Genomic DNA, 21,553 nt, shown 5'->3' with positions numbered 1-21,553 from the left:
ACGCACAGAAGCGGAGCAGCCACCGTGCTCAGATTCATCGTCCGCCGGATGCTGCAGGCGGTGCTCGCGCTCTTCGTGCTCAGCGTGCTGCTCTTCGCCTGGCTGCGCTCGCTCCCGGGCGGCGTCGTCAGCGCGCTGCTCGGCGAGCGCGGGACGCCGGAGTCGGCCGCAGCCCTGCGTGCCGCGCTCGGACTGGACCAACCCCTCCCCGTGCAGTACTGGCGCTTCCTCGAGCGCGCGGTGCAGGGGGACTTCGGGATCTCGAACGGCGTCTACCGAGGTCAGCCGGCCCTGGACGTCTTCACCCAGCGCTTCCCCGCCACCATCGAGCTCAGCATCTTCGCGATGGTGCTGGCGCTGACCTTCGCGATCCCGCTGGGCTACCTCGCGGCGCGACGCCGCGGGGGTGTCTTCGACACCGGCAGCATCATCTTCTCCCTGGTCGGCGTGGCCGTCCCCGTCTTCTTCCTGGCCTACGTGCTGAAGTACATCTTCGCCGTCCAGCTGGGCTGGCTGCCTCCCTCGGGCCGGCAGGACGTCACGATCAACGCCACGCACATCACGAACTTCTACGTCCTCGACGGTCTGCTGACACGGGAGTGGGACGCCGCGTGGGACGCCTTCAAGCACCTCATCCTGCCCGGCATCGCGCTGAGCTCGATCCCCTTCGCGATCATCTTCCGCATCACCCGGGCAGCCGTCATCGACGTCATGGACGAGGACTACGTCCGCACCGCCCGCGCCAAGGGGCTCCGGCGGCAGACCATCCGGGCCCGGCACATCATGCGCAACGCCCTGATCCCGGTCGTCACGATCATCGGCCTGCAGATCGGCGCGCTGCTGGCGGGCGCGGTCCTCACCGAGAAGGTCTTCGCCTTCACCGGCATCGGTCAGGCCCTCGCCCTGGGCTTCGAGCTGCGGGACTATCCCGTGCTGCAGGTGCTCATCATGATGGCCGCCCTGATCTACATCATCGTCAACCTCATCGTCGACGTGACCTACGCCATCATCGACCCGCGCGTGCGGACCTGACGAGGAGCATCCTGTGACCGACACGCACGACACCTCCCCCACCGCGGCACGCGACGACGACACCGCGCAGCGCCCCTCGCACCGGTCCGCGCTCGGTGCGCTCGGCGACCGGAAGAAGGAGCGCATCGACGCGCTGGCCGAGGCCGGCACCCTCTCCGCGGGCGAGGGTGTCAGCCTGTGGCAGAGCGCGTGGCGCCGGCTGCGGCGCGACCCGGTCTTCCTCGTCGGGCTCGCCATCGTCACCGTCTTCGTCATCATCGCGGCGATCGCCCCCTGGCTCGCGCCGCACGACCCCGCGGCCCGGCTGCTCATCTCCCAGGTCACGCCGGCGACGCCCATCCCCCCGGCCCAGGAGGGCTTCCCGCTGGGGGCCGACAACGCCGGGCGCGACACCCTCTCCCGGCTCCTCGTCGGCGCCCGGCAGACCCTCATCGTCGGCGTCATGGCCACCCTCGGCGGGCTGCTCGGCGGCATGACCCTCGGCACGATCGCCGGTGGCATCGGCGGGTGGGCGGACAGCGTGGTGATGCGCATCGTCGACGTGATGCTGTCGATCCCCTCGCTGCTCATGGCCTTCTCGATCGCGGCGCTCTTCGCCCGGCCGAGCCAGTGGACGGTCATCGCCGCCATCGCGATCATCCAGGTGCCGATCTTCGCGCGGTTGCTGCGCGGGTCGATGATCTCGCAGCGGCACAGCGACCACGTGCTGGCGGCGCGGGCGCTCGGGGTGCGGCCCGCGGCCATCGTCTTCCGGCACATGCTGCCCAACTCGCTCGGGCCGGTCATCGTCCAGGGCACACTCGTCCTCGCGGTCTCGATCATCGACGCGGCGGCGCTGTCCTTCCTCGGCCTCGGCAGCCAGGACGACTCGGTGCCCGAGTGGGGACAGATGCTGGGCAAGGCACAGGTCTTCTTCAACTCCTACCCGCACGTCGCGGTCTACCCGGCGGTGTGCATCATCGTCGTCGCGCTCGGCTTCACCCTCATGGGCGAGTCGTTGCGGGAGGCCCTCGACCCGAAGTCCCGGCGCTGAGGAGGCCGACGATGACGCATACCGCGACCACCACGACCACGAACGGCCCCGGCCCCGGCTCCGGGGAGCCGCTGCTCAGCGTCGACGAGCTGTCGGTGACCTTCGGCAGGGGTCGACGGGCCTTCACCGCCGTCGACCACGTGAGCTTCGACGTCCGGCCCGGCCAGACCGTCGGCCTCGTCGGCGAGTCCGGCTGCGGCAAGTCGGTGACCTCGCTGGCGATCATGGGGCTGCTGCCCGCACGCGGCAACACCGTCACCGGAGAGGTCCGGTTCGACGGACAGGACCTGCTGACTCTGAGCCAGGAGCAGCTGCGCGAGCGGCGGGGCAGCGAGCTGGCGATGATCTTCCAGGACCCGCTGTCCTCGCTCAACCCGGTCGTGCCGCTCGGGACGCAGGTGGCCGAGGTGCTCCAGGCGCACCAGGGCATGAAGCCCGGGCCTGCCGGCCGCCGGGCCACCGAGCTGCTGGACAAGGTCGGCATCCCCGACCCGACCCGGCGGCTCAAGGAGTACCCGCACCAGCTCTCGGGCGGGATGCGGCAGCGTGCCCTCATCGCCATGGCGCTGGCCTGCGAGCCGCGTCTGCTCATCGCGGACGAGCCCACCACCGCTCTGGACGTGACCATCCAGGCCCAGATCCTGGCGCTGCTGCGCGAGCTCGTGACCGAGTCCGGCACCGCGCTCATCATGATCACCCACGACCTCGGGGTGGTGGCCGGCCTGTGCGACCAGGTCAACGTCCTCTACGGCGGCAAGGTCGTCGAGCGGGCCGAGCGGCACGACCTCTTCGCCCGGCCCCGGCACCCCTACACCGGTGGCCTCCTGGCCTCCATCCCCCGGCTCACCGAGGAGCGCGGCCGCCGGCTCAACCCGGTGCCCGGGTCGGTCGCCGACAACATCCCGTGGGAGGGCGGGTGCGCCTTCGCGCCCCGCTGCTCCTCCGAGGTCGAGGCCTGCCGGAGCACCACGCCGGACCTGGTGCCGGACCGGGACGGGCTCGGGCCGGACCGGCTGCTGCGCTGCCACCACCCGTTGGAGGAGAACCCGTTGGACGACATCCGCACCCACGGCCGGGAGGACGCCCATCCCGACCACCCGCAGGAGGGCACGGCATGAGCACCGCCACCCGGGAGGAGACCGGCGGCAGGTCGGAGTCCGCGCAGGACCTGCTCGTCGACGTCCGCGGGCTCAAGGTGCACTTCCCGATCAAGAAGGGCGTCATCATCGACCGCACGGTCGGCCACGTCTACGCGGTGGACGGCATGGACGTCCAGATCCGGCGCGGCGAGACCTACGGCCTGGTCGGCGAGTCCGGCTGCGGCAAGTCGACGTTCGGCCGGGCGGTGCTGCAGCTCGAGCCCATCACCGAGGGCGAGGTCCACTTCGACGGGGTCGACCTGTCCACCCTCAAGGGCGAGAAGCTGCGCGGTCAGCGGCGGCACATGCAGATGGTCTTCCAGGACCCGCTCGGCAGCCTGGACCCGCGACAGACCGTGGAGCAGCTGCTCCTGGAGGGGATGCGCGCCCACGGCATGGCCAAGGACGGCAAGGCCGCACGGCAGCGACTGTCCGAGCTGCTGACCGCTGTCGGCCTGCCCGCAGCCGCCCTCTCGAAGTACCCGCACGAGTTCTCCGGGGGCCAGCGCCAGCGGGTCGGCATCGCCCGGGCGCTGTCGGTCGACCCGCAGCTCATCGTCGCCGACGAGCCGGTGAGCGCCCTGGACGTCTCGGTGCAGGCCCAGGTCATCAACCTGCTCGGTGACCTGCAGGAGGAGTTCGGGCTGACCTACCTGGTCATCGCGCACGACCTGGCGGTGGTCCGCCACATCAGCGACCGGATCGGGGTGATGTACCTCGGGTCCTTGGTCGAGGAGGCGGACGCGCAGGACCTCTACGACAGCCCCTTGCACCCCTATACCCGCGCGCTGCTCTCGGCCGTGCCCGTCCCCGACCCCACGGTCGAGGACACCCGTGAGCAGATCCTGCTCGTGGGCGACCTGCCCTCCCCCGCCAACCCGCCGGCCGGCTGCCGGTTCCACACCCGTTGCCCCTGGCGCCAGGAGACCCGCTGCGACGACGAGCGTCCGCAGCTGCGCGAGGTGCAGATCGAGGGAGTCCCCGGCACCCACCGGGTGGCCTGCCACTACGCCGAGCAGATCGCCTCCGGAGAGCTCCCCCGGCATACCGTCGACGCCGCCCAGGAGGGCGAGGACCAGCCCTACTGGGCCGGGCCGGAGCAGGACGAGGACGTCAGCAGCGCCGGCTTCGCGGCCCGCGACATGCCGGACACCGGCGGCTGATCCGCGTCCGCCGGGGCTAGCCTGGGGCCCATGAGACCAGCGAGCGCACGGGTGCTCGTCGTCCAGCACGAGGACAAGGCGCCGCCCGGCCTGCTCCTGCCCTGGCTGGAGCGTGCGGGGTTGACCTGCGAGGTGCTCCCCGCGCACGAGGGGTATGCCCTCCCCGCGACCCTGACCGAGCACGTCGCGCTCGTCGTCCTCGGCGGCTCCATGTCCGCGACCGACGACCGCGAGCACCGCTGGCTGCTGCCGACCCGGGCCCTGATCACCTCTGTCGTCGCCGGCGGTATGCCCTTCCTCGGCATCTGCCTGGGGCACCAGCTCGCGACGGTGGCGCTCGGCGGGGAGGTGGCGGCCCACCCGCAGGGGCGCACGCGGGGCCTGCTGCCCTGGTCGCCCACCCCGGCCGGGCGGACCGACCCGCTCACCCACGTGCTCGACGAGCGGGACGAGCTGCTGCACTGGAACGGCGACGTCGCGACGGTGCTGCCCAGGTCGGCCGAGGTCCTCGCCCGGGCTCCCGACGGCACGGTCCAGGCGGTGCGCCTCGGTGCCCGTGCCTGGGGGGTGCAGTTCCATCCCGAGGTCGACGCCGACATCGTCCTCGGGTGGACCGAGGGACAGCAGCACGAGGCGGAGGTCGCCGCCCTGCACGAGCTGCGCTCCCGGCAGGACGAGCTCCACCCGGCGTGGGAGCGGCTGCTGCGTCGCTTCGGCGAGCTCGCGAGCGCCCCCGCGGCGCTGCCGGCCTGACGTCGGCGTCACGGGTGGTGAGGACCACCCCGTGCCCGGCGTGGGAAGATGACGTCACGAGACGAGGGGCCCGCGCCGTCAGGAGACCGCCATGAGCGACGCAGCGATCTTCATCGCCGCCACCTTCGTCGCCGGGCTGCTCGCCACGACCATGCGGCTGCCGGCGCTCCTCGGCTTCCTGCTCGCCGGCTTCGCCCTCAACTGGCTGGGTGTCGACGAGCTGCCCTACCTCGACTTCATCGCCGACCTCGGCGTCACGCTCCTGCTCTTCGGCATCGGGCTCAAGCTCAACGTCCGCAGCCTGCTGTCCCGGGAGGTGTGGGTCACCACGGTCGGCCACATGGCGCTGTCGGTCGCCGTGGGGACGACCTTCCTGTGGTTGGTCGGCCTCCTCGGCTACCCCCTCCTGCGCGGCCTCGACCTCCAGACCCTGGCGCTGGTGGGCTTCGCGCTCTCCTTCTCCTCGACCGTCTTCGTGGTCAAGGTGCTGGAGGAGCACGCCGAGCTGCAGTCGTTCTACGGCCGGGTCGCGATCGGCATCCTGGTCATGCAGGACCTGGCCGCGGTGATCTTCATGACCATGTCGGGCGGCCGGATCCCCAGCATCTGGGCGATCCCGGTCGTCCTCGCCCTGGTGCCGGTGACCTGGCTCGGTCGCTGGTTGTGGGACCGCATCCCGCACGGCGAGATGCAGGCGCTCTTCGGGTTGGCGATGGCGCTGGGCCCCGGTTACGCCGCCTTCGACGCGGTCGGCCTCAAGGGCGACCTCGGCGCGCTCGTCGTGGGCATGCTGCTGGCCGGGCACAAGGCGGCCAGCGACCTGTCGCACTCGCTCTTCCTGCTCAAGGACCTGCTCCTCATCGGCTTCTTCGTCTCGATCGGCTTCATCGGGATGCCCACGACCTCCTCGGCGGTCCTGGGGGTGCTGCTGCTGCTCCTGCTGCCGGCCCAGATCGGGCTCTACGTCTTCCTCCTCGACCGGCAGAAGCTGCGACGCCGCACCTCGGTGAAGGCCGGTGTCCTGCTCGGCAACTACTCCGAGTTCGGGCTGATCGTCACCTCGGTGGCGGTGTCCGGCGCGATGCTGGACGAGGAGTGGCTGGTCGTGATGTCGGTCGCGGTCGCGACCAGCTTCGTCGCGGCCACCCTCATCAACGAGAAGTCGGACGCGATCCTGCGCTGGGCCCGTTCGGTCATGCCCATGCACCCCTCTCACGACGTGCACCCGCACGAGCTGCCGATCTCCTTCGGCGACGCGCGGGCGGTCATCATGGGCATGGGACGCATCGGTCGCAGCGCCTACACCGAGCTGTCCGAGGTCTACGGCCTGGACGTCCTCGGGGTCGAGAACCTCCCCAGCCGGGTGGGGAAGCTGCGCGAGCAGGGTATGCGCATCGTCGAGGCCGACGCCGCCGACGGCGACTTCTGGGGCCGGTTGGAGTCGACCCGGCAGGTCGAGATCGTCGTCCTCGCCATGCCCTTCCACGGCGCCAACAAGGTCGCGCTGCAGCAGCTCACCGAGAGCGACTACGACGGGGTCATCGCTGCCGTGGCGCAGTACGACGACGAGGTGGGTGACCTGGAGGCCCGGGGCGCCGACGTGGTCGTCAACCTCTACGAGGGCGCGGGCGCCACGATCGCCGAGCGGGCCGCGGAGGCGACGACCGGCGGGCTGTGAGCCCGGAGCGTCACGGCGCGCGGGACACGATGACCGGGCAGGGGGCGCTGCGCATGAGCCGCTGGCTGACCGACCCCAGCAGGCGTCCACGGATGCTGCCGCGGCCACGGCTGCCGAGGACCAGGGCGTCCCACCCCTGCGCGGCCTCCAGCAGCGTCGGCACGACCGGGCCGCGACGGACCTCCCACTCGACCGGCACGTCGGGGTAGGCCTCGACCGCCGGCTGCAGCACCCGCACGACGGTCTCCGCGTGGCGCCGCTCCACGGCCGCCCACTCCGGGCTGCCCGGCTCGGTGACGACATACCCGTCGACCACCTCGAGGAACCAGGTGGTGAGGGCGGTGACCGACGATCCCGTGAGCTCGGCCAGCGCCGGGGCGGGCTCGGGCTCGGCGGGGGCCGGGCCGCCCGCGGTGAGGCCGGCCTCGACCGAGCACACCGGCCAGGCGCCGGGGCCCTGACCGGCCAGGACGTTCTCGGCGATGGCGATCTGCTGCTCGCGGCTGGCGAGGTCGGCGCGCGCGGCATACTGCGTGCCGCCGAAGCCCTCCCAGGTGCTTTGGGCGAACTGCAGGCCGCCGTAGTAGCCGTTGCCGGTGTTGATGCTCCAGTTGCCGCCGGACTCGCACTGGGCGACGGCGTCCCAGGTGGCGCCGCTGGCGCCTGGGCCGAGCCGGCGGAGACGGTGCCGGCGAGCGCGGCCAGGCCGGTCACGGCGACGGCGGCGCCGAGGCGGCGCGGACGAGTGGCACGGTGCTGCATGGGGTGAAACCTCACAGGGTGGAGTACAGGGGACACGGGTCGCAGGCTCCCCCGCGACCGCTCACCACCGTGCGACAGAAGTCTGGACGCCGCACCCACGTCACGGTCAGACTCCGGTCAGGAACGCCCTCGGCAGCGCGTTGACCAGCGGGGTCGCGCGCTCACGTGAGACTCCTCACGTCCGGGTCGTCGAGCATCTAGCATCGACGCACGAGACGTCGTCGGACGACCGGGAGGTCACGCATGGCTGAGGTACTGCTCTTCCACCACATCCAGGGCCTGACGCCCGGCGTGCACGCCTTCGCCGACGAGCTGCGGGGCGCCGGGCATACCGTCCACACGCCGGACCTCTTCGAAGGGCGCACCTTCGGCAGCATCGAGGAGGGCTTCGCCTTCGCGCAGGAGACCGGCTTCGACGTGCTCCGCGAGCGCGGCGCCGCCGCGGCGGAGGGTCTGGGGCCCGGGCTCGTCCATGCCGGCATGTCCTTCGGGGGTGACGATCGCGCAACGGCTCGCGCAGACCGATCCCGGGGCGCACGGGGCCCTGCTGCTGCACTCCTGCCTGCCGGTGAGCGAGTTCGGCGAGCGCTGGCCGGAGGGTGTGCCGGTCCAGATCCACGGCATGGAGGGCGACGAGTTCTTCGACGAGGACCTTCCTTCGGCCCGCGAGCTCGCCGCGTCCACGCCGGTCGCAGAGCTGTTCGTCTACCCGGGGGACGCGCACCTCTTCACCGACCGCTCGCTGGCGGCCTACGACGCAGCGGCGTCAGCGCTGCTGCTGGACCGGGTGCAGCAGTTCCTCACCACTGTCTGAGGGCACGAGCCCGGACGGGCCCGAGATCCACCGGGTCCTGCGGCCGGGCGGCGAGTACCTCGCCCAGCACGTGGGGCCTGCCTCGGCGTTCGAGCTCATCGAGTTCTTGCTCGGACCGCTCCCGGAGTCACGCCAGGGGCGTGACTCGGTCCACGAGGTCGCCGGTGCCGAGCAGGCCGGGCTGCGCGTCGACGACCTTCGCACCGCCCGCTGCCGGATGGTGTTCCACGACATCGGCGCGGTGGTGTGGGTCCTGCGCACGTGCGTCTGGTGGGTGCCGGACTTCGATGTCGAGCGGTATGCCGAGCCGCTGCGCCGTCTGGACGCACAGCTGCGGCGGGGCGAGCCCTCCGTCGCCCACTCCACCCGCCACCTGATGGTCGCCCGGCGACCCGCGGTGGCGGGCTGACGTCCCTGCGACACGCCTACCGATAACGGCTGCAGCGTTCACGTGAACGCTGCAGCCGGTAGTGTTCGGCGCGTCGAAGGCACGGCCGCCCAGCCTCTCACGTGTGCTCGCGCAGGTACCTCCCGAAGTGCGGCACGGTGAAGGCGATGCGACCCCGCTCGCCGGAGTAGATCAGCCCCTTCTTGAGCAGCGCGTCCCGGGCGGGTGAGAGCGACTGCGGCTTGCGGCCCAGGTGGGTGGCGATGTCGGAGGTCGCGACCGACTCGATGTCGTCCAGCTCCTCGCCTGAGTCAGCTCGCTCGGCGGCGAGGTCGGCCATCGCCCGGAGGTACTCCCGCTCCCCCGGCGTGGCCCGCTCGTAGCGGCTCCCGAAGAAGCCGACCGCCAGCTCGGCCTCCGCCTCGGGCCCGGCGACCCGGACGTCCTCGGCGCTGATCGGCGACTCCGGCGCCAGGTCCCACACCTCCTTGCCGTAGGCCTGCAGGAAGTAGGGGTAGCCGCCGGTCGCGGCATACATCGCCTCCAGCGCCTCGATGGACCACGCGGCGTCCTCGTCCTCCGCCGGCAGCTGCAGCGCCCGCTCGGCCTGCTCGCGCGAGAGCCGGTCGATGCGGGTGTAGCGGAAGAGCCGCTCGGAGTAGGACTTGCTCGCGGAGAGCACCGCGGGCAGGTGCGGCAGCCCGGCGCCGACGACGATCACCGGCAGCGCAGACTGGCTCAGCTCGTGACACGCCGCGCAGATCGCCGAGACGTCCTCGGGCTGCAGGTCCTGCATCTCGTCGATGAAGACGGCGACTCCCTTGCCGACGTCGGCCGCGAGCCCGCCCACGTCGGAGAAGAGCTCGACCAGGTCGATCTCGATGTCGCCGGAGTCGGCCCGTCCGGTGACGGCGGGAGCGTCGATGCCCGGGTTCCACCGGTCCCGTAGCTTGGCGCCCGGCTGGTCCTTCTGCGCGAACGCCTTGATGACGCCCAGCACGTGGTCCACCTCGTCGCCCTGCGGGTGCCCCAGCTCGCGCACCGCGACGTGCAGCGCGGCGGCCATGGGGCGGCGCATCCCCTGCTCCGGCCGCGCCTCGTACTTCCCCGTCCCCCACCGGCCGCGCACCGCGGTGCCCCGCAACGCGTTGAGCAGGACCGTCTTGCCGACGCCGCGCAGACCGGTGAGCACCATCGACCGCTCGGGGCGACCGCGGGCGATGCGCTCCAGCACGACGCCGAAGCGGTCGAGCTGCTCGTCGCGGCCGGCGAGCTCGGGCGGGCGCTGGCCCGCCCCAGGGGCATATGGGTTTCGGATCGGATCCACGACGGCACAGTATGCGCTTCTCTAGCGGATCTGGCAGAGACACGCAGACGAGGGCATCGTCGCCGTCCCCACCCCGTGTCGACCCCGAGACACAGCGAGGGCCGGGGAGCGTTGCGCTCCCCGGCCCAGGCTGTCGACGAAGACGTCAGATGCGGTCCGACTCGCCGGTGGCGGCGGCCAGGTTGTTGTGCTGCGTCTTGACGTCTTCCTTGGCCTCGCTGAGCGCGTCGACGAGCTTCGGGGTCAGCGTCGGCTTGAAGGTGCCCCACGCCTCCAGGAACTTCTCCGAGTTGGCGCCGGTCCAGACCGTGCCGTCCAGCGACTTGGTGATGTCGTTGGAGACGCGCTGGATGTCCAGCGCCGAGGTGTCGAGCGTCTTGTGCAGGTCTCGCAGCGTAGCGAGTTCACCACCAACGGACATGTTGTTTCTCCCCTTCTGGGTTCGTGTGCTTGGTCACGACCGCCCCCCTGTTTCACCCTCGGTGCGATCTGCCGCCCACATTATGCAGACCGACGACGTGGTGTCCAGCGCCAGGCCGACCGCCTCCAGCCAAGCGGCCAGATCGGCATCAACCTGCCACACTCAGCCGGGCCAGATCACCTGCACGCGCTCTGGCTGCCCGGCCACGATGCGGTCGCCCCACCTGGCGGCAAGGACTGCCCGAAGGCCGAGCGGTTGAGCCGGGCACCGAAGAGGTCGGCGTCCGCGCTCGACTGGGGGTTGAGCAAGATGCCGTTGCCGGACTTCTTCAGCAGCGCCGGGGGGCCGCGGTCGCGAAGACGCGCACGATGTCTCCAGCCTGGGTGTCCGAGGGGCGTTCGCTCGACGCGACGACGACGCCCACCTGCTGCGCGCCCGCCGGCGCCAGCTCGGACGCGGTGAACATCTGTCCCGAGACCAGGCTCCCGGCCGGGTTCGAGGTGACCGCCTGCGCGCCGACGAACTCGTCCACCGAAGAGGCGCTCACGACCTCGGTGCCCTCCTCGAAGGCGATCTCGGCGACGGTGAAGTCCTCCGCGGTGACCTGCTGACCCTGTCGGATGGTGTCCTGGGCCACCAGCACCTGCACCCGGTTGCCGGTCCGGTAGACCAGGAGCGCACTTCCCAGGGCGCCGACCAGCACGAGCAGCAGCGCGAGCAGGGCCAGGGCCGGGCGCTTGTCCCTGCTGCGGGAGGGCAGGCGCGACTCGGTGGCACCCGTGGAGGCGGTCGTCATGCGGTGTTGTCCCCTTCCGGCACAGACCGGAGCATTCGATGGATGGGTGGCGATCACCGACGGCGGTGCTCAGCCGCCGCCCACTGTGACCCCCGGGGTGTCTCCCGCCCTAGCTACCGGCATACCGCATCGGTGTCATAGTGAGGGCATGAGCGACATCCCGAGCATCGCCGTGACCGACCTCCCCGACGACGCCGTCGTCGTCGACGTCCGGGAGCCGGACGAGTGGGCCGCGGGCCACGCCCCCGGCGCGGTCCACCTGCCCCTGGGCGACCTCCCCGCCCGGATCGACGAGCTGCCCGAGACGCAGACCTCGCTGCCGGTGGTCTGCCGCAGCGGCGGCCGGTCCGGCCGTGCCGTCCAGTGGCTGGTCCAGCAGGGCTTCGACGTGGTCAACGTGGACGGGGGCATGCAGGCCTGGGACCGGGCCGGCAAGACCCTGGTCGGCGGCGCCGACGGCCGTGAGCCCACCGTCGCCTGAGGATGCCTGACGCCCTGATCCAGCCGCTCACCGTGGGCTCGCGGGTCGTGGTGCGCCACCTGCTCGAGGACGGGGCGCGGGCCACGGACACCGTCGGTGTGCTGGTCGAGCGTGGCCCGCAGCACCTCCGCGTCCGCTCCGACCGCGGGGAGGAGTCGATCCGCGTCGACGCGGTGGTGGCCGCCAAGGAGGTTCCCGCGCGGGTCTGGCGGCTCGCGTCCTTCCTGCGACGGGCGCGGATCGCGGTCCTGGACCTGGACGGCGTGCTGCGGGACTTCGACGCGAGCGGGGAGCGCACGCGCAACGAGCGCGAGCTGGGGCTGCCTCGCGAGGGTCTGCCGGAGCTGGCCTTCTCCCTGCCGCAGGCCGGACAGATGGTGGTCGGCAAGACGACGTACGCCGCGTGGGTCCGGGCCCTGACCGCCCGGCTGCTCGAGCTGGGCCACCCCGAGCCGCTCGTCGCGCAGGTCGTGCAGGGGTGGCAGCGCGATCGCGGCACCCCCGTCGCCGCGACCGTGGAGCTCGTCGACGACTTGCGGGCGAAGGGCACACCGGTCTTCGTCTTCACCAACGGGACGGACCGGGTGCCGGCGGAGCTCGAGCAGATCGGGTTGGGGCGGCTCGTCCCCTCCCTGCTCAACACCCATGACCTGGGTGCCGCCAAGCCGGATCCGCAGGCGTATGCCGCCGCGCACGCCGAGATCTCGCGTCGCCTCGGGCGAGAGGTCTCCCCGGCCGAGGTGCGCTTCACCGACGACCGGCCGGCGAACGTCGAGGCGGCACGGGCGTTCGGCTGGCAGGCCCAGGTCTTCCGCCGTCCGGCCTGATCCTGAGCCCGGCGGTGCGCGACTGCAGCGGACAGGTCACTCCACACGGGGATGAGACGACATACCCGATGCAGTCGCGCGGTGCAGTCGTGCCCTGCCCGGACGAGCGCCTCAGCGCAGCAGCCGCGACATGCGGCGGTCCGCGAGCGGCTTGCCGCCCGTCTGGCAGGTGGGGCAGTACTGCAGCGAGGAGTCGGCGAAGGACACCTCGCGCACCGTGTCACCGCACACCGGGCATGCCTCGCCGGTGCGTCCGTGGACATTCATGCCCGCCCGCTTGGCGTCCTTGAGCTGGGCCGCCGGCTTGCCCTCGGCGGCGAGGACCGCCGCCTCCAGCGTGGTGCGCAGCGAGGTGTAGAGACCCCTCACCTGCTCCGCCGTGAGGCCCGCCGCGAGCGCGAAGGGCGAGAGCCGCGCGGCGTGCAGGATCTCGTCGGAGTAGGCGTTGCCCACCCCGGCGAGGACCGACTGGTCCCGGAGCAGACCCTTGATCTGGGTCCGCCGGCCCTCCAGCAGCGCCGCGAAGGCCGCCTCGTCGAAGCCGTCGGCGAGCGGGTCCGGGCCGAGCGAGGCCACCCCTGGCACGTCGGCGGGGTCCCGGACGATATACGCCGCCAGGCCCTTCTTGGTCCCCGCCTCGGTGAGGTCGAAGCCCGCACCGTCGTCCAGGCGGACCCGCAGCGCGATGGGGCTGCGGCCAGGGCGGACCTGGGTGCGCGGCATCTCGTCGTACCACCGCAGCCAGCCCGCCCGGGCCAGGTGGAACACGAGGTGGGTCCCGTCCACGTCCACGTCGACGAACTTGCCGTGCCGGCCCACCCCGTCCACCGGGCGCCCACGAGCGCGGTCGGGGGCGGGTCGAAGGTCTTGAGCACCGCGATCGAGCCCAGCTCGACATCCGTGACGACCCGCCCGGTCAGCCGGTCGGCGAGGAAGTCGGTCAGGGCCTGGACCTCGGGCAGCTCGGGCATCAGCCCTGCCCCCGGGCCCGGGCCCCCACGAGCAGCTGGTGCAGGCCGAAGCCGTTCGCCGCCTTGAGCATCGGCACCTGGACCCGCTTGCCGAGCAGCTCGTCGGTCGCCACCGGCAGACCGCTGGACAGGACCTGCTCGGCCGGGGTCAGCTCGCGCAGGCAGATCGCCTCGACTGCCTCCGGGTGCTCCTGCGCGAACTCGCCGTAGATGACCGGGTCGTGCTGGCCGTCGTCACCGACGAGGATCCAGCGCACGTCGGGAAACTCCTCGCGGAGCCGCCGCAGCTCGAGCTCCTTGTGCTCCTGCCCGGAGCGGAACCACCCGGTGTTGGTCGGCCCCCAGTCGGTGAGCAGCATCGGTCCGACCGGGAAGTCGTGCCGCCGCAGGAAGCGGGTCAGCGCCGGCGCGGTGTTCCACGCCCCGGTCGAGAGGTAGAGGACCGGCATACCGGGGGTCTCGGCGAGGAGCGCGCGGTACATCGAGCTCATCCCGGGAACCGCCTGGCGGACCTGCTCGGACCGCACGAAGGTGTTCCAGCCCGCGATGAGGATGCGTGGCAGGTGGGTGACCATGACGGTGTCGTCGATGTCGCTGACCAGCCCCACACCGACCCCCGGGTCCACGACGAGCACCGAGACGGTGAGCGAGTCGCCGTTGGTGATCTCCAGGTGCGCCTCCTGCCAGCCGGGCTCCAGCCCGTGCCCGGTCAGCTCGACGTCGACATACCCGCCGCGGTCGGTCCGGGTGGTGAGCTCGGCCTCCCCCAGCCGCACGCGCACGGGGACGTCCATCGCGGGCGCGGTGAGGAACAACCGCCACCCCCGCTGGGCGATGTCGAGCAGCGAGTCCTGGGCGTGGGTGAGGGCGGTGCGGGCCTCCTCCGGCTCGTGCCGGGACAGCAGCACCCGGGCGAACAGACGGGCCCGGTCCGGGCTGCCGTAGCCGGTGTAGCCGAAGACCCGTTCGTGCCAGCCTCGACGGCGCAACATCGAGTCCAGACGGCGCCGGACCGAGTCCTCGACCAGGGCGGCGATGTGGGGACGCGCCATGGGCACACCCTATCCGCCGAGCCGCGACCACGCCGCGGCCAGCAGCAGCACCGCGGCCAGGACGCTCCCTGCGCGCTCCAGCACCCGGGAGTGACCGGCCAGGAAGTTCTGCCACCCAGGGGCACCCAGCGCGATCCACACCAGGACGGCCCACGACCGGGAGAACCCGAAGGCCGCACCGAGGACGAGCGCGACCCACCACGGCGGCACGACGAGCAGCACGAAGAGGGCCGCGAGGTAGGACGCCGCCGAGGGCACCAGGGTCCGCCAGCCGCAGCCGTACTCCAGCCCGAAACGGAACCCGCCCCGCGCGATGCCCCGCCCGAAGACCTCCTGCGGGATGAGCGCCGAGCGCTGCGGCAGCGGGAGCACCGGCGCGAGGACGTCGAGCACCGTCAACGCCAGCACGGCGACGACGAGCAGGACGAGCCGCACCGTCTCCGGGACCGGGCTCAGCAGACCGGCCAGCACCCCGAGTGCGGCGCCCGTGGCGGCACCACCGAGGGTCGTGCCCACGGCGAAGGCTCCCCACAGGAGCAGTTGAACATGTCGGCCCCGGACCGAGGCCACCAGCGCCCACGCGCTGTTGACGCCTCAGGTGCTGCCGGACAGCGCCAGCCCCGCCACGACGACGGCGAAGAGCGCCGGCACCAGCCAGACCGCCCCGGCAGCGGGCAGCAGGGCGGCGGACACGGCCAGCCCGGCGGCGCCGGTCAGCAGCAGCAGCGGGAGCGGGTCGGCCAGCCACCGCCGCCACACCGGTATGCCGGTGGCCGCGTCGGCGACGACCGGCAGGTCGGGGTCCTCTAGATCGCCCACGGACAGATCGTCGCCATGCAGGAGCCGGAGCCGGAGCAGGTCCAGCCGTCCGAGCAGCGCCAGGTGCGGCCGTCGCTGAACTTCCAGTTCCAGGAGTCGTAGACGCCGCCCCAGCAGTCGTCGGGACGGTGCACGTAGTAGCGGTCGATGCCCGGGCCGTTCTTGTGCCAGGCGACGACGTTGCCCGCGCCGGAGCGGTAGCGCCAGCAGCAGGCCTGGCTGGTGCACATCGGCGAGGGACCGCACTGGATGCCGTTCTCGGTGTGGTCGCGGGCATACGTGGCGCAGGGGCCGGTCGAGGTGTCGGTGTAGTCGAGGAAGTAGGCCGCCTGCGCCTTCACCCTGGTGCCTCCCCTGTTGACCAGGGCCAGCGAGCCCACACCCACCGCCGTCCCGGCGCCCAGCACCCGGGCGATGAACCCGCGGCGGCTGGGGCGCTCCCGCAGCCGGTCCCGCAGCCGCCCGGTGTCGGCCTCCGGCAGGTCGTCGAATCGCATCATGAGCTGCGCTCCTCCCTCATCGGCAGCGGGGTACGGGCCTGGCGGAGCCAGCGCCGAGGTCGGTGTCCTCGTCCGGCAGCAGCGCGGCACGCAGCGTGCCGTCGTCGTCCACGAGCGCCAGGTAGGGCGTGGCGGGGACCGCGAGCCGGTCCATGACGGACCGGCCCTGCGGCAGGCAGGTGAGGCGCGCGGCGCCCTCGGCATCGGCGAGCGCGGGCTCGCAGGAACCTGCGGAGACGAGGGCGAGCGCCAGGTGACCCGCCCGCACAGCGGGATCGGCGGCCAGACCGCGCAGGGTAAGCGAGCAGGAGCTGCAGCCCGGGGAGACGAAGGCCAGGACAGTACGCTCGGCGCCGGGGTCGAGCAGCCGCCCGCCCACGTCCTGGGGGATCCGGAAGCCCACGAGCTCGCGGGTGGTCCGCGCGCCGCCCCCGCCGGAGGGACGCGGCGCGGATCCGCCCTCCAGCTGACGAGTGAGCAGGTTGACCTGGCGCAGCAGGCCCGCCAGACCCAGGGCCAGCAGGGCGATCGCGACGAAGGCGAGCACGAGCGCGGAGGCGGTGAAGCTCATCGGGCCACCCCTGACAGCGTGGTGAGCTGCTCGGGGACCGCCCGGGCCGCGGGCAGCGCGGCGGTCGCGACGGCGAGAGCCGTGCCCGCCAGGACCGCGACGGCCACCTGGGCGACGACCGGCGCTCCCGGGACCGCCTGCCACCCGGTGACCGGGGCCAGGACGACCACCGTCGCGAGGCCGGTGAGCACCGCAGCGCGCGCGACCGCCCAGTGGGTCACCGGGGTGCTGCCCAGGCCGCACCCGCAGGGCACCGGGGCGCCCTCAACCCGCCGGTGGACGAGCTGGAGGTAGACCGCGAAGGCCAGGCACAGCACGGCTGCGCCGAGCCCGAGGAGACGTGCCGGTGCCGAGGGCAGCAGACCGGTGGCGGCGAGCAGCATCCCGAGGCCCAGCACGACCTCCACGGGCGCGAGCGCGCGGGCGACCACCGGGGTGACCCCCGCGGGCAGCAGCCCGTGACCCCGCAGCGCCCGCGTCGTCTCCAGCGGTGCCCGGACGTGGCCGACGCCGGCCGCGAGGAGGACGAGGCCGACAGCCAGGGCCCCGGCGCTGCCGAGGAGGCTCACCGGACCAGCTCCACGACCACCTCGGACAGCGAGGCGACGACGGCCTCGACGCTCTCCTCGCTGCCGGGCATGCCGTAGCTCACGAAGTCCTGGCTCTCCAGGACGGCATACGCGTGCCGCTCGGTGTCCGAGGAGCGCGAGAGCTGCCCGCCACGCACCGCTGCGCCGCCGGAGCGGGCGTCCTGCAGCTGCCCGGTGCGCGCCCGACGGATGTCGAGCAGGTAGCCGAAGCTGCTGACGTCGTCCCCACCCCCGGGCGCGGAGCCCTGGTCTAGCTCGACGACCTGCGCGACGGTCTGGGTGCGGTAGGGCGACCAGCTGGTGCGGCCGGACGGTGTGAGGACCGGCCCGATCGGGTCGGCCTGCACGTCGACGTCGGCGAGGAAGCCGGTGAGCGTCTCGACGTCCATGACGGGCACCGTGAAGCCGTAGAGCTGGTGGTCGCCGACCGCGACCGCCCAGCCGAAGCCCTGCTGCGGATCGCCGCCGAAGCGGCCGTAGCGCAGCACCTGCCCGCCTCGCAGGCCGACCTCACGCTCCAGCGTGGTGCCGGTGACCTCGAGGTAGAACGCCAGGTCGGCCTCGCGACCCGAGGTGACCTCGAGCTGACCCTCGCCCTCGAGGGCCAGCACCCCCAGCGAGGTCCCGCCGGGCAGACCGATGGCGTCCGGCACCTCGATCCGGACCGCGTCCCCGGACAGCAACCGGTGTGTCGTCTCCATGCTCGCTCCCTCCCTCACCCGACGTGGGCGCCGACCTGATCCATGACCACCGAGCTCAGCGCGACCTGCCCGCCGAGCAGCACGCCGCGCAGCGGGTCCAGCGCCTGCAGCGCCGCGCGACCGTCCGAGACGAGCTGGTCCTGCCGGGTCAGCACCACGGGCACGCCCTGGCTGCCGGCCCGCGCCGCGCCCACCAGCGCGTCGGGGAAGGCGGTCCCGGTGGCGACGTAGGCCCGCGCCGGGCGCCGGTCGAACTCCTGGGCGATCCGCGAGGCCACGGCATACCGGTTCGCGCCGGTGATCCGCGTGACCGAGCCGGAGGTATGCCGGCGCAGCTGGCTGACGACGGTGTCGGAGACCGCGGCGGGGCCCCCGACGACGACGATGCGACCGGGGTCGAGCCGGGCGATCTGCTCCTCCACGGACGGGTGGAGCCCGGCCTTCGGGGTGAGCAGCACCGGCGCACCCTGGTCGCCGGCGAGTGCCCCGATGGCGAGCGCGTCGGGGAAGTCGGCCCCGCTGGCGACGTAGAGGACCGAGCCGCCGGGCGTGTAGCTGCGCGCCACCCCGGCGGATACGTCGTAGCGGGTCCGGCCGGTGATGCGGGTCGTGGAGTCGGCGTAGGCGCCGGCCTGCCGCGCGACCGTGCTGCTGACCGCCCCGGTGCCACCGAGGACGATCAGCCGATCCGGCGAGAGGCGCCGCAGCTGGGCCGCCGTCGCCGACGGGAGCTGGTCGGAACGGGTGAGCAGGACCGGCGCGTCCAGCTGCCCGGCCAGGGCCGAGGCGCCGATCGCGTCCGGGAAATTCTCCCCGGTGGCCAGGTAGGCGGTCCGGACCCCCGCCGGGTAGGTGGCCGCGACCCGGGCCGCCGAGTCGTAGCGGTCCGACCCGGCGATCCGGGACACCGGGGCGTCGCGACAGGTGTAGATCTGCACGTTGTCGACGTCCCACCAGGTGCTCGCCCCGGACCTGCTGCGGTGCTCGAACCACGCGCCGAGGTGGCCGTTCTCGTCGTCGGTCGCGGCCGTGACGTCGTAGACGCGGCCACCCCACGACCTGCCGGCGTAGACCCGCAGGTCCACCGAGTTCATCTGGGCCCGGGTGTAGCCCGAGTTGCCCTGGGTGCTGCGGGTGGAGAACCCGAGCATGGTCCGCCGGTCGACGGAGACCTTCACGTAGGGCAGGAACATGTGGTCGCTGGTGTCACCGGAGGACACCGAGGCGCGGGCGGCGGACCCGTCACGCGAGGAGACCAGCGACCACCCGTTGTTGAAGCGGGACTGCGGCACGCCACGGTCCATGGAATGACTGTCGACGCTCACCCGGCGGGTCATCCCCTCCGGACAGGGCGCCGGTCCCAGGCCGCTCCAGTCCACGGCGGTGCGCGTCGCCGCCTGGGTCTCGTCCACGTCCGGCTCCTGCGGGCTGGCCACCGAGACCGAGCCCAGCCCCAGAGCGCCGAGTACGGCGAGCACCACGCCCGCCGTCCCCACCTGTCGGATCCGCCTCATCGCTGCACCCCTCGGTCGATCGTCCTGCCGACACTACGACGCGGCAGCGGAACCGCCGCGTTGCCTCGCCGGAGCAGAAAGTTCTCGAGCAGAGCGGACGCCTGCAGCTCAGCGGGTCGCGCCGGCCACGGCGGCCTCGTGCCGCGCCTGCTCCTCCCGGGCGCGCTCCTGCCGCTCGCGCTCCTCGCGCGCCTCTTGCTCGGCCTTCTCCTGGCGCTCGCGCTCCTGCGCCGCCTCGCGCTCCTTCTCCTCCTGCTCCTCACGCTCGCGTGCCTTCGCCTCACGCTCACGCTGCTGCTCCAGACCCGGGGCGCCGGCGATGCGCTCCTCCTCGACGGCGACCTGCTCGATCGCGACCCAGGTCGCACCGTCGACGGCACCCGTCGGCTCCAACCCGGCCGCCTCCTGCACCTGCGCGACGGCCTCGGCGGTGATCGGGCCGTAGCTGCCGTCGGCCTCGACGCCGAGCAGCTCCTGGACCAACGCGACCGCGCCGCCGGCATACGGGCTGTCGGCCCGGCCCTCCACAGCGGCCCGAGCGGCGAGCTCGCCGTCGGGGTCGGCCTCGACGTCGCGGCTGCCCTCGGCCAGCTCGATGTCCCGCAGGGCCATCGTCGGGTGCACCGCGCGCTCCAGGAAGACCCAGGTCAACGGGGTGACGGCGGCCGGTTCGTCGCCGCGCCGGCGGGCCTGCTCGGCGAGCACCGGGATGCTCTCCTCGAACTCGGCGAGCGCCTCGGCCGTCTTCGGGCCGAAGTCGCCGTCCGGCTCGGCCCCGAGGGCCTCCTGGACCGCGACGACGGCCTCGCCGGTGTCGCCCTGCGTCAGCGTGGTCCGCTTGTAGGGGGTGAAGACCGACACCTGCCAGTCCTGCGGCACCACCGCCTGCGCGGAGGCGGGCAGGTCCTCGAGCTCGACGCCCTGGGCGGCGGCGTAGGTCGTGGCGTCGGCGACCCCGGTCTCGGGCACGCCGTGCTCGGACTGCCAGTCGAGCAGCGCGGCGCGGGTGGCGTCGTCCAGCACGCCCGTCGCCTCGAGCCCGAGGACCGTCTGCAGCATCGAGACGCCCGGTCCTGACCCACCGGGACGCACCGTGGCGAGCTCGGACGTGGGCGCTGCCACCGCGGGGTCGCTGCACGCCTCGAGGCGGGGGAAGGTGTGGACGGCGGCATACTGGCCGGAGACCGCCGCGCACGGCCCGAGGTCGGGCTCGGTCACGGCCACGCCGGTCCACCACGAGGTCCGCATCATCGCGCCGTCCCAGGTGAACGACACGTGGACGTGGTCGGTGTGCGGGCTGGGGCCGACGTAGTGCCGCCAGGCGTTGTCGTCCTTCATGTAGACGAGGCCGTTCCAGATGACGTACTCGATGCCGAAGCGACGCATCATCTCGCCGTCGTTCTCGGTGAGCCAGGCCACCGCCGCGTCACCGATGCGGCGCTCCTGCGGGTCGTAGGCGTTGAGCGTCCAGTCCAGGGCACGCCCGTCGTGGTGCTGGCTCATGTAGTCGATGCAGGTGCGCGCGCCGCTCCAGGCGCCGCGCCCGTAGGTCTGCGTGAGCAGCATCGCGAAGGCGGTGACGCCGGGCCGGTCCTGCGGGTCGCAGGACACCTGGTCCTGGTAGCCGGTGTCCTCGTCGAGCTCGGTCGGCAGCTCCTCGTTCTGCGGCGGCTCGGGCACGGGGTATGCCGGGTCGGCCGGCAGCGGGGCGAAGGTCGCGGGCCCGGCGGGGGTCCCGCCGTGGCTGAACCCGGTGCCCCCCGGCGCGGGTGCGGGGGTGGTGCCGGCCCCGCCGTCGCCACCGGTCTGGTCCTGGCCGCCGGAGTCCCCGGCCTGACCGCCCGTAGGGTCGGAGGGCTGGGTCCCGGCGGCGGCCGGGTCGACGCCCTGGTCCTCACCGTCGGCCAGCGCGGCGATCTGGCCACCCGAGAGGACGAGCCCCCCGGTCAGCAGCGAGGCCGCCAGAAGTCGTGCTCCGCCGCGTCGTCGTGATCCCCCACTGCCTGCCACCATCCGCCTGACAACCCCTTGTTCGTGCGGCGCTGCTGCGCCGGTGTGACCTGCCGACCCGCGAACGCCCCGGGGACGCCGCGCAGCGCCGAGCGACACCTCGGTGTGGTCTCTCGACGCTGGTGAGAGCGTACGTGCTTCACGCGCGGCGCGATAGCCCCACCTGCGACTTCTTGACCAAGCCGTCACCTGGAAGATCACACTTGCCTCA

The 21,553-nt window shown here is 72.8% G+C and carries 24 protein-coding genes and 2 pseudogenes; 10 read left to right on the top strand and 16 right to left on the bottom strand.

Going from position 1 to position 21,553, the window contains the following annotated elements:
- Positions 1-24 precede the first annotated feature (24 nt).
- The 6 genes from BJF86_RS13855 to BJF86_RS13830 all read left to right on the top strand — a co-directional run bounded on the left by BJF86_RS13855 (position 25) and on the right by BJF86_RS13830 (position 6,798).
- Positions 25-1,032 carry an ABC transporter permease gene (locus tag BJF86_RS13855; protein ID WP_075812834.1) on the top strand — a complete coding sequence of 336 codons (1,008 nt, stop codon included), beginning with the start codon at positions 25-27 and terminating at the stop codon, positions 1,030-1,032.
- Positions 1,033-1,156: 124 nt separating this feature from the next.
- On the top strand, positions 1,157-2,065 hold the full coding sequence (locus tag BJF86_RS13850) for an ABC transporter permease (protein WP_028131026.1): 909 nt from the start codon (positions 1,157-1,159) through the stop codon (positions 2,063-2,065).
- 11 nt (positions 2,066-2,076) lie between these two features.
- Complete coding sequence (locus BJF86_RS13845; protein ID WP_075819794.1) at positions 2,077-3,183, top strand: ABC transporter ATP-binding protein; 1,107 nt, start codon at positions 2,077-2,079, stop codon at positions 3,181-3,183.
- On the top strand, positions 3,180-4,367 hold the full coding sequence (locus BJF86_RS13840; RefSeq protein ID WP_075819792.1) for an ABC transporter ATP-binding protein: 1,188 nt from the start codon (positions 3,180-3,182) through the stop codon (positions 4,365-4,367). Before BJF86_RS13845 ends, BJF86_RS13840 begins: the two co-directional genes overlap by 4 nt.
- A 30-nt stretch (positions 4,368-4,397) precedes the next feature.
- Positions 4,398-5,120, top strand: coding sequence for a type 1 glutamine amidotransferase (locus tag BJF86_RS13835; RefSeq protein ID WP_083653121.1), 723 nt, complete (start codon positions 4,398-4,400; stop codon positions 5,118-5,120).
- Positions 5,121-5,211: 91 nt separating this feature from the next.
- Entirely contained in the window at positions 5,212-6,798 is a 1,587-nt protein-coding gene (locus BJF86_RS13830) for a cation:proton antiporter (RefSeq protein WP_075819790.1), read from the top strand.
- A 10-nt stretch (positions 6,799-6,808) separates the two neighbouring features.
- Here the strand turns inward: BJF86_RS13830 and BJF86_RS19085 are convergent, their stop codons facing one another.
- The 3 genes and pseudogenes from BJF86_RS19085 to BJF86_RS19620 form a co-directional block, all read right to left on the bottom strand.
- Positions 6,809-7,237 (bottom strand): universal stress protein, encoded by a 429-nt coding sequence (locus tag BJF86_RS19085; protein ID WP_187345627.1) that lies wholly within the window; start codon positions 7,235-7,237, stop codon positions 6,809-6,811.
- Between the two features lie 54 nt (positions 7,238-7,291).
- A pseudogene (locus BJF86_RS19880) lies at positions 7,292-7,402 on the bottom strand (transglycosylase family protein); the annotation flags it as partial.
- Positions 7,403-7,797: 395 nt separating this feature from the next.
- Entirely contained in the window at positions 7,798-8,034 is a 237-nt protein-coding gene (locus BJF86_RS19620) for a hypothetical protein (protein ID WP_321166199.1), read from the bottom strand.
- A 19-nt stretch (positions 8,035-8,053) separates the two neighbouring features.
- Here BJF86_RS19620 and BJF86_RS19615 point away from each other — a divergent pair, with 19 nt between their 5' ends.
- Positions 8,054-8,374, top strand: a complete 321-nt coding sequence (locus tag BJF86_RS19615) for a dienelactone hydrolase family protein (protein ID WP_321166198.1) — start codon at positions 8,054-8,056, stop codon at positions 8,372-8,374.
- Between the two features lie 70 nt (positions 8,375-8,444).
- Positions 8,445-8,783, top strand: coding sequence for a hypothetical protein (locus tag BJF86_RS13810; RefSeq protein ID WP_075819788.1), 339 nt, complete (start codon positions 8,445-8,447; stop codon positions 8,781-8,783).
- A 97-nt stretch (positions 8,784-8,880) separates the two neighbouring features.
- On the opposite strand, the gene BJF86_RS13805 is transcribed toward BJF86_RS13810, so the two are convergent.
- The 3 genes from BJF86_RS13805 to BJF86_RS13795 all read right to left on the bottom strand — a co-directional run bounded on the left by BJF86_RS13805 (position 8,881) and on the right by BJF86_RS13795 (position 11,306).
- Positions 8,881-10,089 (bottom strand): ATP-binding protein, encoded by a 1,209-nt coding sequence (locus tag BJF86_RS13805; RefSeq protein WP_075819787.1) that lies wholly within the window; start codon positions 10,087-10,089, stop codon positions 8,881-8,883.
- Between the two features lie 145 nt (positions 10,090-10,234).
- Positions 10,235-10,510, bottom strand: coding sequence for a hypothetical protein (locus tag BJF86_RS13800; protein WP_075819785.1), 276 nt, complete (start codon positions 10,508-10,510; stop codon positions 10,235-10,237).
- Positions 10,511-10,838: 328 nt separating this feature from the next.
- Positions 10,839-11,306 (bottom strand): hypothetical protein, encoded by a 468-nt coding sequence (locus tag BJF86_RS13795; protein ID WP_075819783.1) that lies wholly within the window; start codon positions 11,304-11,306, stop codon positions 10,839-10,841.
- 148 nt (positions 11,307-11,454) lie between these two features.
- Between BJF86_RS13795 and BJF86_RS13790 the strand changes: the two genes are divergently transcribed.
- Positions 11,455-11,787 carry a rhodanese-like domain-containing protein gene (locus BJF86_RS13790; protein ID WP_022923327.1) on the top strand — a complete coding sequence of 111 codons (333 nt, stop codon included), beginning with the start codon at positions 11,455-11,457 and terminating at the stop codon, positions 11,785-11,787.
- Positions 11,788-11,789: 2 nt separating this feature from the next.
- On the top strand, positions 11,790-12,614 hold the full coding sequence (locus BJF86_RS13785) for an HAD family hydrolase (RefSeq protein WP_075819781.1): 825 nt from the start codon (positions 11,790-11,792) through the stop codon (positions 12,612-12,614).
- 111 nt (positions 12,615-12,725) lie between these two features.
- On the opposite strand, the pseudogene BJF86_RS13780 reads toward BJF86_RS13785, so the two are convergent.
- The 10 genes and pseudogenes from BJF86_RS13780 to BJF86_RS13735 all read right to left on the bottom strand — a co-directional run bounded on the left by BJF86_RS13780 (position 12,726) and on the right by BJF86_RS13735 (position 21,345).
- Positions 12,726-13,585 (bottom strand): annotated as a pseudogene (locus BJF86_RS13780) (Fpg/Nei family DNA glycosylase).
- Positions 13,585-14,637 carry an App1 family protein gene (locus tag BJF86_RS13775; protein ID WP_075819779.1) on the bottom strand — a complete coding sequence of 351 codons (1,053 nt, stop codon included), beginning with the start codon at positions 14,635-14,637 and terminating at the stop codon, positions 13,585-13,587. Before BJF86_RS13775 ends, BJF86_RS13780 begins: the two are co-directional and overlap by 1 nt.
- Before the next feature lie 9 nt (positions 14,638-14,646).
- The gene (locus BJF86_RS13770) at positions 14,647-15,153 is read right to left on the bottom strand and encodes a hypothetical protein (protein ID WP_075819777.1); all 507 of its coding nucleotides are present in this window, start codon (positions 15,151-15,153) and stop codon (positions 14,647-14,649) included.
- Positions 15,154-15,231: 78 nt separating this feature from the next.
- Positions 15,232-15,456 carry a hypothetical protein gene (locus BJF86_RS13765; RefSeq protein WP_022923332.1) on the bottom strand — a complete coding sequence of 75 codons (225 nt, stop codon included), beginning with the start codon at positions 15,454-15,456 and terminating at the stop codon, positions 15,232-15,234.
- Positions 15,444-15,956 (bottom strand): hypothetical protein, encoded by a 513-nt coding sequence (locus BJF86_RS13760; protein WP_075819775.1) that lies wholly within the window; start codon positions 15,954-15,956, stop codon positions 15,444-15,446. Before BJF86_RS13760 ends, BJF86_RS13765 begins: the two co-directional genes overlap by 13 nt.
- Before the next feature lie 16 nt (positions 15,957-15,972).
- Positions 15,973-16,527, bottom strand: coding sequence for a hypothetical protein (locus BJF86_RS13755; RefSeq protein ID WP_075811691.1), 555 nt, complete (start codon positions 16,525-16,527; stop codon positions 15,973-15,975).
- On the bottom strand, positions 16,524-17,096 hold the full coding sequence (locus BJF86_RS13750; protein ID WP_075819773.1) for a MauE/DoxX family redox-associated membrane protein: 573 nt from the start codon (positions 17,094-17,096) through the stop codon (positions 16,524-16,526). The genes BJF86_RS13755 and BJF86_RS13750 overlap by 4 nt, the downstream gene beginning before the upstream one ends.
- On the bottom strand, positions 17,093-17,818 hold the full coding sequence (locus tag BJF86_RS13745) for a hypothetical protein (RefSeq protein ID WP_143553854.1): 726 nt from the start codon (positions 17,816-17,818) through the stop codon (positions 17,093-17,095). The genes BJF86_RS13750 and BJF86_RS13745 overlap by 4 nt, the downstream gene beginning before the upstream one ends.
- Before the next feature lie 14 nt (positions 17,819-17,832).
- Entirely contained in the window at positions 17,833-19,332 is a 1,500-nt protein-coding gene (locus BJF86_RS13740; RefSeq protein WP_075819769.1) for a cell wall-binding repeat-containing protein, read from the bottom strand.
- A 108-nt stretch (positions 19,333-19,440) separates the two neighbouring features.
- The gene (locus tag BJF86_RS13735) at positions 19,441-21,345 is read right to left on the bottom strand and encodes a peptidoglycan-binding protein (protein ID WP_075819767.1); all 1,905 of its coding nucleotides are present in this window, start codon (positions 21,343-21,345) and stop codon (positions 19,441-19,443) included.
- Positions 21,346-21,553: the final 208 nt, after the last annotated feature.

The sequence above is a fragment of the Serinicoccus sp. CNJ-927 genome (assembly GCF_001942435.1).
GTDB lineage: Bacteria > Actinomycetota > Actinomycetes > Actinomycetales > Dermatophilaceae > Ornithinicoccus > Ornithinicoccus marinus.
The sequence above is the reverse complement of the archived record's forward strand: the minus strand, read 5'-3'. Positions and strand labels throughout refer to the sequence as shown.